Origin of the sequence: Quatrionicoccus australiensis, from assembly GCF_020510425.1 — a bacterium.
Lineage (GTDB): Bacteria > Pseudomonadota > Gammaproteobacteria > Burkholderiales > Rhodocyclaceae > Azonexus > Azonexus australiensis_A.
Genome location: NZ_JAHBAH010000001.1, coordinates 500,021 through 514,966 on the forward strand (window position 1 = coordinate 500,021; position 14,946 = coordinate 514,966).

Genomic DNA, 14,946 nt, shown 5'->3' on the forward strand with positions numbered 1-14,946 from the left:
GGCAACACGGCACCATGCAAAAAAGAAAGAAGCACCTTGCAACCAAGTGATGCGTCAGACAACCCGGGGCCTGACGAAGACCTGTTAACGCTACGCCTGTTCGGCGGATTCTCGGCGCTTCGCGGTCAACAGCCCTTGCCCGACTTCGCCTACGACAAGGTACGGGCACTGCTCGCCTATCTCGCCATCGAAGCGGAGCGCGCCCACAGCCGCGCACACTTGGCCGACCTGTTCTGGCCGGATGCCGACCACGACACGGCCCGCAACAATTTGCGCCATGCCCTTTTCAACTTGCGCAAAGTGCTCGGCAAGGACAGTACCGTCATCGTGCACGAAGGGCGACAGGCATTGCGCTTCGCATCGGCACATCCGCTCGATCTGGATTTTCGCCGTTTCAACGCGACGAGAAGCGACCAACATGGCTTCGACAGCAACAGTACGGAAGAACAAGTTGCCCTGTTTCGCGGCCCACTGCTCGATCGTCTGCACCTCCCCGACGCGCCGGAATTCGAGCAGTGGCTATGCCAGCGCCAGGAAGCCGCCCTGCGCCGTGCCCTGCAATTGCACCAGCAGCTTGTCGACCACTACATGCAGAGCGGCCGGACGGCACACACCCTGCACCACATGCGGCGCCAGGTGGCGCTGGCTCCCTGGCAAGAGGCCTATCGCCAGCAACTGATGCAATACCTCGCCGAAAACGGCAAAACCGCCGAGGCACTGCTCGAATACGAGGCCTGCCGCAGCTACCTGGAGAAGGAAGTCGGCATCCTGCCCGACCCGGCAACCGAGTCACTAGCAAGCCGTATCCGCGAAAAGGGACATGCCCTGCCCACGCGAGTGCAGCCAGTCGCCAAAATCACCCAGCAACGTCTGCCGGTTACCGTTCTGGTCTGCCACCTGCATCCCCGACAATTGCTCCACCCGGACGACATTCACGAAGCGCTGATGGAGCCGCGCGCCCGCTGTCGCCAGGCAATCGGCGAACAGGGTGGACATTGCGTCGAGTTGCACGCCGGCTCGCTGAGCGCTTATTTCGGTTACCCTAACCCGCAGGAGCGCGCGCCCCGCCGAGCTCTAAAGGCGGCCATCGCAATCGCCCGCGAGCTTGCCGCACAAACGGCCCTCGAGTTCTCGCTGGGCCTGCATTGCGGCTGGATGCTGGCCGACAGCACTTACGCCCTGCCCGATGTCGCCGGCCAAATTTCCCGCCACGCCTCGTTCCTGGCGAGCCAGGGCAAGCCGGGCCAGATCACGGTCAGCCGGGAAATTGTCGCCGCCACCGAAGGCTACTTCTGCTTTGCGGATTATCTGGCCGGCGACGGCAATCTGTACTCCAGCCTGACCGGGAAAACCGATGCGTTCGACCGCATCGAAGCGACCAGGGAAGCCGCACGCAGTCTGACGCCACTGGTCGGCCGCCAAGCCGAGCTGAAAAAGCTGCTCGACGACTGGCATGGCTCCGCCGGACAAAGCCGTACGGTCATCGTCCAGGGCGAAGCCGGAATCGGCAAATCCCGCCTGATGCGGGCCGCCATCGAACAGATCCTCAAAACCGGCGCCTTGCACATCGACCTGCGCTGCCAGCCAGATTATCAGCAAACCCCTTACTTCCCGCTCAGCGACTTCGTTCAGCGGCGTTTTCGGATCCCGCCCGATGCATCCGACGAGATCCGGATCAGCGCCCTGCAACACGGCATTTTCCGCGACCGACCGGAACTGGTGCGTTTTATTCCGACCCTCTGTGCCTTGCTCAACCTGCCCTCCGAACTCGACACCATCAACGACCACTTCGCAAGAAGGAGTGCGCTTGAGCACGGGCTGCTGGAATGCATCAAGGGACTTGCCGGCCAGCACCCGGTATTGCTGACCCTCGAGGATGCACACTGGGCCGGCCCCTCGACCCTCGACTTCCTGACGCGGGCAATCGCCGCACCAGGCGGGCCCCGCCTCTGGCTGATGACCTCGCGCGACGCCGCCATTGTGACCGGGGCAAGCACGCTGGCCCTCGGCCATCTCAACGCATCCCTGGCTTGCGACCTGGCCAACCGCGTCGTTGGGGCCGGACAACTACCGCCGGAACAGATTGCCGGCATCGTCGCCCGGGCCGACGGCATGCCGCTCTATATCGAGCAAATGGTCCGTTCGGCACTGGACAACGGCTGCACCACCATTCCCCTCAATCTTACCGACCTGCTCGCCTCGCGCCTCGAAGCCCTCGGCTCCTACCAGCGTCTGGCCCAGTATGCGGCGGTGATCGGCCGCGAATTCGACCGCGAAATGCTCGAATACCTGTGGGACGAGGGAAGCGACTCGCTCACCCGCGGCCTGGAAAAAATGGCAGCGGCCCAACTACTGCAACAGGAGATGAAGGCGCACTATGCTTTCCGCCACGCGCTGATTCGTGACGCAGCCTACATCACGCTACCCGCCCCGGCCCGGCGCGCGATTCACGCGCAACTGGCCGAAACGCTGGGGCGTCATTTCGCCAAACGCGTTGCCGACCATCCCGAACTGCTCGCCCACCACCTCGACGCGGCCGAGCACCCCGATGCCGCTGCAGCCTGGCTGAGGAGCGGCATGCACGCCGCGGCTCGCTCGGTGCAACAGGAAGCGGTGGTGCACTTCCGACGCGGGCTGGCCAAGCTGCACTCAGTCAATAACGAGGCCCTACGCCACGACCTGGAGTTCCGCCTCAACATCCATCTCGGAAATGCGCTGATCGCCCTCGAAGGTTACGGCAGCACAGGTGCGCAACAAGCCTATGCACGAGCTCAGGGCCTGAGCACCCACATTTCGAACGACAGCGAACTGTTCCAGTTGATGTGGGGACTCTGGCTGGGTGGCCGTTCGACGACCGGGGAAACCCCGCCGCTGGCGCTTACCGAAAAACTGCGCGCCATTGCCGCGCAATCGACCGACCCGTGCACGCCGGTCATGCTCAACTACGCCTACGGCAACAATTATTTCTGGATGGGGCAGCCGGCCCGAGCGCGGGAGCATCTAGAACAGGCAATCGCGGCAGCCGCCCACGTGGACAGCCGGGAAATGATCGCCCGCTACGGCGAAGATGGCGGCGTCACTTCCCGTGCCTTCCTGGCCTGGGTCCTCTGGATCGAAGGGGAGCCGGTCAAGGCGCGCGCCATGTGCGAAGCCTCGGTCGCACTCGCCCGGCAAACCGGCCATGCCCACTCGCTGGGTTTCGCACTCGCTTTCGCCGGCGTACTGCACCGCCATTTCGACCTGCCCGGTGAAGCACTGGCCTATGGACAGGAACTCGCGGCCCTGGCCGAGAAAAACAGCCTGCTCCTCTGGCAGGCGGTCGGCGCCACCGTACTCGGCTGGGCGACGGCAGTCGGCGGCGAAGCGGCCGGCCTCGAGTACATCAGGATGGGCATCGCCGGAGCCCGCCAGGCGATGCTGATCGTCGAGACGACCTTCCTTTCCTTCCTCGCCGACGGGCTATTCCGTCTCGGTCAACATGCCGAAGCGGATGAAATTCTCGACGAATGCATCGCCAAGGCGGTATTGCGCGAAGACACCTATTTCCTCGGCGAATTCCATCGCTTGAAGGGGGAAATCATGCTCGCGACGGCGTCGACCGCCGGAAAATCCGAGGCGGATGCCGAACAAGCCTTCACCACCGGCCTGCAGATCGCCGAGCGCCAGGGCGCCCGCCTGCTCGCCCTGCGCCTGGCAAGCAGCCAGGCCCGACTCTGGCAGCAGCAGGGAAAAACAGCGGCCGCCGCACAACTGCTCGGCACGCACCTAGCCGGTTTCGCGGAGGGCCACGACTATCCCGACCTGCGCAAGGCCCACGCCGTACACACCGGCCTGCTCGCCAGCCTCGCCTGAAAGCCGCCCGGCCGGGCGACAGCTCCGCCCGACCGGAAAACCGGGATTTACTGCAGTGCCTTGACCCCGGACTGGATCTCGACGCCCTTGCCGCCCTTGATGTCGACCGATTTCGCGCTGTCCTTGTTGCTCACGCCGAAATCGCCGCTGATGCCGCCGACACTAACCGGTACCTTGCTCTTGAGCTCGCTGCCCTTGGCCACCAGCTTGCCGAGCTTGGATGCCTTGGCGCTGGTCACCAGATCGGAATTCTTGACCTTGTTGGCCAGGCTTTCGAGCCCGGATGCGCCAGCCTCCTTGGCGCCCTTACCGGAAGACTGGGTCAGCTGACTGGCCGAGCCCAACCCGTCGTCGAGCACCTGATTGTCGCTGCCGTTCTGCATGTTTTTCGCCGCCTTGCCAGTCTGACCCGCGATAGAGCTGGCCGAACCGAGACCGTCGTCGCTGACCAGGCCTTTGCCGTCCTTGACCGTCTTGGCAGCCGTACCGCTCTGCCCGGCAATGCCACTGGCCGAGCCCAGGCCGTCGGTCTCGACATCCTTCGCGGCATTGGCTGGATTGGCGGTTTTTGCGCCATTGCCGGAGGACTTGGCGACCTGGCTGGCCGAACCGAGATCGTCGGTCGCCAGCTGCTTGTCGTTACCATCCTTCATGTTCTTCGCGGCAGCACCAGTCTGCTTGGCGGCCCCGCTCGCCGAGCCAAGACCGTCGTCCTTGACCGCCTGCTTGGGGTCGGCGTACTTGTCGGTCGACTCGGTCTTGTTCTTCAAGGTCACCGTCGCACCGCCCGCCAGGGTCAATGAACTGGAGCTCGACTTCGCCTCTTTCTGGACGACCTGGCCGCCAGCCGCGGCGGCAACCTTACCGTCGGCCGCAATGCCCGTCCCTTCGAGCACCAGGTCCTTGCCCGAACTCAGCTTGACGTCGCCGAGACCGACGATGGCCCCCGCCTTGGCGGTGTCGCTCTTCTTTTCACTGTAACCGCCGGATAGCCCGGCACTGACCGACTCGGTCTTGGTATTCTTGCCGTTCTCGCTGACCTTGCCCGAACTGGCACCGAGCGACACGCCTGCCTTGAAGCCTGTCGTCGACGCGGTATCGTGCGCCGCATCGAAAGCCAGCTTGCCCTTGGCCGCAATCACCGTGTCGCCACCGCTGGCGATCTGCGTGCCTTCGAAACGCGCATCGCTGCCGCTGCTGACGGTCAACCCGCCCAGACTCTGGATTTTCGCCGCGGTCTTGGTCGTACTCTGGCTATCCGACTGTTCGTAAGAGGTCGACGCCGACAGCGCCCCGCTCTTTTCCGACTTGTCAGCCGAACCGCCCGATGACATCCCGGCGCTGACCGCCGCCCCGGCACTGCGCGAGGAACTCTGCGCGGTGCTGTTGGCGGCATCGAAACGCACGTTGCCACCGGCCGCGACCTGGGTCGGGCCGGTACTTTCCAGCGCGGTTCCCTCGAAGACGGCATCCTTCGCCGTTTCGACGCGGATTTTGCCACCGCTGGCAATGCCACCGACCACCGCCGTACTGCTGCTCGCCGTCGTCGTACCGCCGGAACCGGAGGCGCTGAACTTGCCGCCGACCACGCTCTCGGCATTGACGTTGATCTGCAGGTTGGCGGCAGCCTGGGCCGCCGTCGAAGAAGATTCGCGGGTATTGCCGGCGGCACTATATTTCAGGTCGCCGGCCTTGAGCGCGACGTCGCCGCCGGCATCGATCTTCGTACCTTCCAGGCTGGTCGTGCCGCTCGATACGCTCGTGAAGGCACCGCCGACCTTGATGTTGGACACGACAGCCGTTGTCTCCTTGACGCTGCTGCTGTCGTTCTTGTGATCGGCGCTGACCACCATCCCGACCGAGGCATCCGCCATCGCCCCCGAGGTCACGCCGGCACTGGCCGAAGCACCGGCATACATGCCGACACGGCCTTCCGTCTTCTGGCTGCTGTTGGAACTGTAAGAACTGTCGGCCGCCGCCTTGCTGGTGATGGTCTTGGCGCTTTGAACAAGGTTGCCGCCAACCTCGATCGCCGTACCGGTATCGCTGATGCTTTCCTTGGCCACCCGAACCAGATCGCCACCGGTCTTGAGCGTAGACACCACGGCCTTGGTACTGCCATTGGCCGCGCTGCTACCACTGTTGTTCACGTAATAGCCCATGCCGATCGTAGCCGAGGCATCGACGCTGCCGGTCAATTCGGCATTGGCATGCGCACCGGCCGAGGCATCGGTGTACAGACCGGCGGTCGTCGTATTGCTTGTGCTCTTCTTCTCATGCACATCGACTGCCGCATCGAATTTCTGGGTATCGGCCTTGATCACCGCCGAACCGCCGGCGGCAACCTCGGAGCCGGTCACCTGCAGGCTGCCGGCATCGACCTTCAGATTGCCGCCGACTTTCAGCGCCGAGCCCTGATTGGTAATGTCGGTCGATTCCGCCGTTGCGGCATTGACCTTGAGCAAGGTCAGCTTGTTGGCCGACGAAGCGTCGCCACTGACATTGGCTTTGGCGTTGAAGCCTTTTCCGGGATCGGCGCTGGCGCCGGCTTCGACATTGTTGTCGCTGCTGCCGAGCAGACCGATCGAAGTCCGGGTCGAGGACGATTTGCTGGTCGAGCTGTCCTTGGCGGCGAGAATCTCAATCTTGTCCACCTTGAGGCTGGCATCTCCGCCCGCTTCCAGCGTGCTGCCGGTCAGCTTCAGTTCTTCGGCCTTGACCTTGAGATCGCCGCCGCTCTTGATGCCGGCCGCGACGTTGGTCACTTTCTGCTGCTCGCTGTTCAGCGTATCGACCTGGACGAAGCTGACGCCGCTCTCCGACTTGGCATTCGCCGCCGCATTGGCGCTGGCCGAGGCAGTCGGGATCAGGCTCTTGTCGCTCGCCTTGGCTGCCGCATCAGCCGAAGCGCCGGCGCTGTTGCTCGAACTGGCCATCAAGCCGATGTTGGTCGTCGTCGAACTGGTCGTCGTCGTCGACTCGTTGCGCCCGGCCTGGACATTGATCTTCTTGGCATCGATCGCCAGGTCGCCGCCAACGTCGATCTTCGAGCCGGTGACATTGAGGTTTTCCTTGGCTTTGAGATCAGCATTGCCGCCGACCGTGAAGGCCGAGGCGACACTGGTCGTCGTCTTGCTGTTGGTAGTGATCTGCTCGTTGCTGACAAAGGCCAGACCGCCGCTCCCCTGGGCAGATGCCGAGGCGCTGGCACCAGCCTGGGCGCGGGCGGTCTTGTCCTGATCGGAACTGCTCGCATCGGCTGCCGACTTCGAGCCGGAACTGCCCGTACCGCTGGTAATCTTGAGAATGGACGTAGTGTTCTTCTCGGTCTTGGTGGTAACGCCGTCCAGGCCGTCGAGCACGTTGATGCTGCGCGCATCGACTTGGGCATTGCCCGCCACGTTGAGTTTTGAACCTTGCAGCGTCATGTCCTCGCCCGCCTTGATCGAGGCATTGCCGCCGATGTTCAACGTACTCGCGACGTTGCGGCTTTCGGTGCGTTCCTCGGTCACGGTCGAGGTTCCCCACAGGCCGCCACCGACGCCGAGACCGCTTTCCTCGGTCTTGCTCTTGGTCGTCGTCGTGTCGGCCTTGCTGATCACCTTGACCGCACCGCCGGCGTCGAGCACCGCGTTGCCCTTGATCGTGGCATCGGTGCCGGCCAAGGTGATGTCCTTGCCCGCCGTCGCCTGCAGATCGCCGCCGACCGACAGACCCGATTTGATCTGCTTGACAGCAAGCACCTCGACCGACGAACTCTTGGCATTGAAAACGTCGCCGCTCTCGCTCGACGACTTGCTCGTCGAACGCGCTTCTATGGTGTCGAAGCTGACATCGCCCTTGGCCTTCAGGCTGGCATCGCCACCAGCCGTAACCTGCGCGCCGATGACCTTGATATCGCGGGCCGCATCGAGTGCCAGCGTACCGGTCGAGGTAATCGTTGCCGTCTTGCCAAGCACGGTATCGGTGCCCGAAACAGTCTTGATCTCGCTGCTCAGCGTCTTGTTGATGATGCTGCCGGCCGTCGATTTCAGGCTCACATCGCCGCCATTGATGGCACCGGAGAGATTGACGATATCGCCGGTACTGACAACGTTGAGCGTGCTCTTGCCGCTGATCGTTCCGCCGGCATTGACCATGCCGTTGACATTCAGATTGACGCTATCGGCCTCGATCACCGCGCCGCCAACAATGCTCTTGCGCGTCGCCTCCGACAGGTAAACCACCGGCGCCAGCACCTTGCTGCCGCTGACCACGGTTTCGACCAGCCAGACAATGTCGCTGCCGAGATGCGACAGCTGTTCGGCAGTCGGCTCCCGGCCAAGGACCAGGCCGAGATCCTTGCTCTGCGCCACGGCGTTGTCCATGAACTTGGCCATCTGCTCGCCCGAGCTGGCATAGCCGGCGAGAATACTGCGTCCGGTACGGGCGCTCAGTTGCTGGCGGATCAGGTATTCCTCGTAACCACCGTCGCCGAGCCGCTTGAGCAGGTTGTCCGGATCGTAGCCGAGTTGCTGCGACAGGTAGTCCGAACTCAGGCCGTTGGCCCCACCCGGTACGCTGAGGTAGAGCGGATTGGTCTCGACCAGGTAATGCGAGCTACTCGATTTGCTCGTCACGAAATAACCGTTCGGATTGCTCGGCAACACGATGTTGATACCACCGAAATTCTGCCCATTGACCTTGGCGACCGGGTCGGGGCTGCCGAATACGGTCGCCGTCTTGCCTGTCGTGGCATTGCCTGTACTGGCCGCGTCCTTCTTTTTGGCGGTTTCAACGTCGTCCACCGTCGAGCCGGCATCGGCATCGACCCCCTTGTCCTTGAGGCCGACATCGTCCTTGGCTTTGACGCCGCCGGTATCGTCCGTCTTGCTGCAATCCTCGGCACAGGGCTGGCTTGTACTCACCTTTTCGGCAGCTTGTGCCGCCTCGACCTTCTCACCGGCTTTGGCGGTGACCGTAACCGCCAGATCCTTGCCACTGGCGGTGGGGTCCGAACCATTGACCAGAGTAAAACCCGAACCGGTGAGACCAGCCTTGGCAAAGATACCGGCCCCGACATTTTCGTTCAGCTTGCTGTAGGTCGGATTTTGCACGACCAGATTGTGGTTGTAGTCCTCTTCATAGACCAGGAAAGAGTAGCCCTCGTAGCGGATGTAATGTGCGTAGGTGCTGACCGTTTCCCGCTTGTTCAGATCGTAGGCGTCATTGACGACGAGCGCGCTGCCGTTGCCGGAAAGAACGAGGTTACCGCCCCAGATTTCGCCACCCAGATTGGTCAAATTCGAAAAACCATTGAAGGTCACGTTTCCCGTACCGAGGATCTGCGGCCGATAGGTGGGCTTGCCGCTGCGGTAATACTGTTTGGCTTCGGTCTTTCTCTCGTACTCCTCCCAAGCCTCGTGATACCAGGGGCTGGCATACAAGCCCTTGCTGACGATTTTGGTCTGAATGTTGTAGACCTCGGTTTCGCTTCCCCAGACGCGCTGGTCGCCGCCGTAAACTTCATTGACGATGGTCGGCGCCGACACCGTGATGTCGCCGTCGCTGTAGATCATGCTGCTGTTTTCGATGCTGCGGCCCGCCGTCAGCTCGATACGCTTGCCGGCATTCATGGTGCCGCGCGGATTCACGCCGCCCTCGTTATAAATGCTGCCGCCGCCGCTGGCCGTGACCTTGAGCAGGTTGCCGGCATACAGCGCGCCGTAATTGCCGATGATGTTGTTATCGGCGGACAACTCGAGATCGTGCCCGGCCGAAATCCCGGCGGTTTCCATGTTGAGGATGTAGCTCGGGGTCGAGAAAGAGAGATCGCCGGCCGAATAGATCAGGCCGTTATTGGTGAACAGGGAGCGCTTGCTCAGCGCTATCGTCGTCTTGCCGCTACCGCCCATGGCGCCAAGTATGCGACTGTCCCAGGCATTGATTGCGATATCGTCGGCGGCGATATCCATGTCGCCGGTCGATGAAAGGCTGGTGTTTCCACCCAGCGTCAATAGCTGCGTCTTCAGATCGAAAGTTCCGCCCAGCACCTTGGCCCCGCTGGCCAGCGCCAGCTTGAGTGCCCGGCTGTCGTTCGCGCCGCTCATCTCCAACTTGCCGCCGGCCTGCATCTGGCCGCCGACGTCGACGGCAAGCGTGTCGTCCGAGGTACCCTCGACCGTCAAATCGCCATTGGCGAGAATCAGGCCGCTGTCGTTGATGCTGTTCCTGATCCGGAGCGTCATGTCGCCGATCGACTGGAGCTTGCCGGCGTTGAGCAGGCTGTTGGCGACGACCTGGCCGTCGCCCGCCGCATCGGTCGCCAGCGTGATGATGGCGTCGGCTCGGTTGTCGAGCTGGTTGGCCGAGAGCGTGCTACCGGTGCCCTGGCCCCCCTGGATCACGCCCTGGTTAACGATCGTATCGGTGGTGGTAATCGTCAGGCGATTGCCCGCGACAATGGCGCCCGTCTCGTTGAAGATCGAGGCGTTGTGGGCTTTGAGAACGAGTTCGCCGGCCGATTGGGTGAGCGCGCCGCTGCGGTTGGTGTAGCCGTTGCTGTCCAGCGTCAGCTTGCCGGCCGCGTAGATTTGCTTCTCGTTATTGATGCTGTTGGCAGTGATATTGAACCCGCGGGCCGACTGCAGGATGTTCTTGTTGAGCAGATTGCCGGCCACCGTCAAATTATCGTCGCTTGTACCGGCAGCGGTCGACAGCAGCCAGACCCCCTTATTGACCAGGCTACCCAGCTCCAGCTGGCTGGCGCTGGCCGCCTGGATCTGGCCTTTGGCCGTGTTTTCGGCAGCTGCGGCGGCGATATGCAGGCTGCCGTCGCTGAGCAGCAGGCCGCTGTTACTGAAATCCGCGCTGCCGCCTGCGTTCGAATCGGCGATATCGAGCGCGCTCGCTGCATAGATCTGGCCGCTATTGTCGAGCTTGCCGGCCAGCCGGAAAGTCGCGGTGCCGCTCTCGGCCGAAATCTGCCCAAGATTGTTCAGTGCGCCCAGACTCGCCAATTTCATGCTGGCCGCCTTGATCAGGCTGCCGTCCCGATTATCGACGCTGCCCGCACTCAGTTCGAAGTGCCGCGCCGACTGCAGCACGCCGCCGTTGTCGATATTGCCGGCCACAGCGAGTACATCGTCCGAGGCGCCGCTGCCCTTGGAAAGCAACCAGGTCGCCGTGTTGTTCAGACTGGACAGGGAAACCTGGCTGCCGTCCGCCGCCTGGATCCAGCCCTTGTCCAAATTGGTGGTCGCCGCCGCGCGCAGGACCAGACGACCATCGCTGAGCAGCAGGCCGCTGTTCAGCAGGTTCACGCTGGCTGCACCGCTGGCGTCGGTGATTTCGAGCAGGTTCGCCGCATAGACCTGGCCGCTGTTGTCGATTTGCCCATCGATCCGCAGTTGGGCACTATCGCCGGCCGCCACCAGCGAACCGGCGTTGCCCAGGCCATCCGTACTGTTCAGGCGCAGACTGCCGCCCTTGATCAGGGCGCCGCTCTGGTTGTCGATGCCGTTTGCCGTCAGATTGAGGATGCCGGCCGATTGCAGGGTACCGGCGTTGAGCAGCTTCGCCGCGACACGCACCTGGTCAGAGCTGCCCGAACCGGTCGACAGCAACCAGGTGCCGTAATTCTCCAGGCCGGTCAGGGTGACTGAACTGCCGCTCGCCGCCTGGATCCAGCCGCTTGCCTTGTTGGTCGCCAGCCAAGCTTGCAGGCTCAGGCCACCGTCGCTGAGCAGCGTTCCACTGTTGTTCAGATTCATGCGGGCGCCGTTGGCAGCGGCAATATCGAGCATCGTCGCGGCCTGGATTTGGCCGCTGTTGTCGAGTTGACCGCTGACCCGGAGCGTCGTTGCACCGCTCGCGGCGCTCACCTTGCCGGCGTTGGCGAGACCGGCGGCACTCGTCAGGCTGACCTCGGCCGCCTTGAGCACCCCGTCCGCCGCATTGCTCAGCACCGCGTTGCCGCTGTCCAGGCTGAGCGCACCGCCGGCCTGGGCCACCGCACCAACACCGTTGGCGTAGCCCTGGCTGGCGATCCTCAGGTCGCTACCGGCCAGCAGCTTGCCGTTGTTGGCGATGGCGCCGCCGACCGTCAGGTCGAGCGCGCGGCCCGATTGCACGATACCGTCGTTATCGAGGCCGGCCGCAATCTGCAGCTCGTCGGCACGCGCAGCGCTGGCGGTCGACAGCAGCCAGGTGCCCGAATTGCCCAGGCTGCCCAGTTGCACCCGGCTCCCCGTCGCCGCCTGGATCCAGCCGCTTGCCTTATTGCTTGCCGCGCCGGCCAGCAGATCGAGGCGACCGTCGCTGACCAGACTGCCGCTGTTGTCGAGGCTTTGGCTGTCGCCGCCAGCGGCATCGGCGATGTCGAGGGCCGTGGCACCATAGATTTGGCCGCTGTTGGCGAGTTGACCGCTGGCGCGAATCGTCGTCGCCCCGATCTCGCCGCTGATCATGCCGGCATTGTCCAGCCCGCCGCCACTTGTCAAACTGACGCCGGCGGCCTTGATGAGAGCGGTGACCGCATTGCCGAGCAGCGCGTTGCCGCTGTCCAGATGCAAGGCGCTACCGGCCTGGATTACTGCACCAGCACGGTTCAGGTAGCCGTTAGCGCTGACCGTCAGGTCATTGTTGGCGAGCAGCCTGCCGCTGTTGTCGATGGCGCCGCCCACCGTCAGTTCGAGCGCACGGGCAGATTGCAGCACGCCCGCGTTGCTCAGGCCACCGGCCACATCGATCCGGTCGGTGTTGGCACCGCCCACGGTCGACAGCAACCAGGAGCCCAAATTACCCAGGCTGCCCAACCGAACCTGGCTGCCGCTCGCTGCCTGGATCCAGCCGCTGACCGTGTTGTTCGTTGCCGCAGCCCGCAGATTCAGGCTGCCGTCGCTGAGCAGCGTGCCGCTGTTGTCCAGACTGGCGCTGCCGCCACCATCGGCGTCGGTAATATCGAGCGCCGTCGCAGCATGGATTTTGCCGCTGTTGGCGAGTTGACCGCTGGCGCGGATTGTCGTCGCACCGCCGTCGGCGGTAATAATGCCGGCGTTGTCGAGACCGGCGCGACTCGTCAGGCTGACGCTGGCTGCCTTGAGCAGGCCGGCGTTGGCGAGGGCGACGTTGCCGCTGTCGAAGCTCAGCGTGCCACCGGCTTGGGTAACCGCCGCATCGCGATTCCGATAGCCCTGGCTGGCGACCGTCAGCGCGTCGTCGGCGAGCAGTTGACCGCTGTTGTCGACGGCACCGCCGGCGCTCAGATCGAGCGAACGGGCGGATTGCAGCACGCCCTGGTTATTGAGGTTGCCGGCCACGTTCAACTGATCGGCTGTCGCACCGCCAGCGGTCGACAGCAACCAGGTGCCCGAATTGCCCAGACTGGCCAGTTGCACCCGGCTGCCGCCTGCCGCCTGGACCCAGCCGCTGGCGGTGTTGTTCATTTCCGCTGCCAGCAGGCTCAGCTTGCCTTCGCTGAGCAGCTTGCCGCTGTTGCTCAAACTTTGACTGGCACCACCATTGGCGTCGGCGACATCGAGTGCCGTGGCGCCGTGAATTTGCCCGCTGTTGCGCAGTTGACCGCTGGCGCGCAGCGTCGTCTTGCCCTGGTCGGCAGAAATACTGCCAGCGTTATCCAGCCCGGCCCCGGCGCGCAGCAACACGTCGCCAGCCGTGGACTGGATGCCCTGGCCGCTCCCGGCCTGCGTGCGCAGCGCGCCGCTGGCGGCGAGTTCGAGGTCGCCGGCCGTCTTGACGGCAGCGCCGGCCAGATCGAGATCGCCGCTCGTGCTGCCCAGCGTCAGGCTGCCCTGGCTGGCCAGCCCGGCCCCCGCCGCGCCGACACTCAGGCTGCCTACCGTACCTTGCCAGTTGCCGCCACTGCGCCAGGAGGTCCCGGCCAGCGCCGCCTGCCCGACGATGGCAAGTTGCAGATTGCCCGCCGCGTAGCGCTGGTTGTTGTCGCTCAGGCTGGCGTTGTCGGCCGTATCGCTCAGGCTGCCGGCACTGACCTGCAGGTCGCCCCCGGCGACCAGGGCGCTGCCGCTCAGCGTCATTGCGTTGCCGGCGGCGAGCGTCATGTCCTGCGTCGAAGTCAGCGCCGCGCCGGCAATATCGAGCGCCGTGCCGCCGACGGCAATGTTCTGCTGTGCCGAGACCTTGTTGCGCAGCTCGATCTGACCTGCCGCCGACAGCGTGAAATCACCGGCATTGGCGGCGACGTCGCCGGCCATGCGCACCCCGACGCCGCTTTCCGTCGCCAGCAGGCGGATGCGGTTGGCGTACATGCCGCCGAGCAGGGCCGTGTCGATGGCGTACACCGGGCTGCTGCCGACCGCGGCAAGCTGGCCAGTGACGGTCCGTGTTACGTAATCCCAGCGATTGGCGCCGGCAACGATGCCGAGATCGCGCCCATTGATCTGCCCTTCGATGCGAATCGAGCGCATCAGCAGGTCGATGATCTGCTGGCCGCCGGCATTGAGACCGCTGCCGTTGATCAGGATGTCGCCCTGGCGGACATTGAAACCGCCCAGCGAACCATCGCCGTTCAGGAATGGCGTACCGGTCGACAGGGTGACGCGGTCGGTATTGATGAAGCCGCAGCCGGTACAAGTGATGCCGTAAGGATTGACCAACACGACATCGGCCTTGCCGCCGAGCACTTCGCTGTAACCGGCGAGCACGCTGCGGTTGTTGGAAAGCACCTCGTTGAGGATGACTTTCGCTGCCTGATCGAGATTGGCATTACCCGAGACCAAGCCGGCCAATTGCGATTGCTGCGTCAATTGATCCTTGGTCACGTTATTGAGAACCAGGCCCTTGGCATCGACGTTGTATTGCAGGTACTGGTTATGCGACAGGCCGGCGCTGTTGGCCTTGGCGATATCGACCACGGTCACGCCGTTCGGCGCGACATAGCTGCCGGTCTGGCTGTTGGCAGTCGTCACCGAACCGGCCGCCATCGCCAGCGAAGGCAGGAGCAGGCTGACGGCGGCCGTCGCGCTGGCGGATGTGGCCGCCGAGGAAGAGGAGTGCGAACGGGCCAGTTCGCCGACGGCAACCCAGGTGCCGAGCGCGGCATTCCAGACGGTGCGATAGATATGGTTCATGTTT

The 14,946-nt window shown here is 63.8% G+C and carries 2 protein-coding genes; one reads left to right on the forward strand and one right to left on the reverse strand.

Annotated features, from left to right (window positions below; translation table 11 throughout):
* The first annotated feature begins 36 nt into the window (after positions 1 to 36).
* Entirely contained in the window at positions 37 to 3,852 is a 3,816-nt protein-coding gene (locus KIG99_RS02605; RefSeq protein ID WP_226458678.1) for a BTAD domain-containing putative transcriptional regulator, read from the forward strand.
* Between the two features lie 47 nt (positions 3,853 to 3,899).
* Here the strand turns inward: KIG99_RS02605 and KIG99_RS02610 are convergent, their stop codons facing one another.
* Positions 3,900 to 14,942 (reverse strand): two-partner secretion domain-containing protein, encoded by an 11,043-nt coding sequence (locus KIG99_RS02610; RefSeq protein WP_226458679.1) that lies wholly within the window; start codon positions 14,940 to 14,942, stop codon positions 3,900 to 3,902.
* Between the last annotated feature and the right edge of the window lie 4 nt (positions 14,943 to 14,946).

What these genes read in the sequence shown, in the direction of transcription:
- KIG99_RS02610 (WP_226458679.1), bottom strand. Translation starts at nt 14,942, where the DNA reads ATGAACCATATCTATCGCACCGTCTGGAATGCCGCGCTCGGCACCTGG.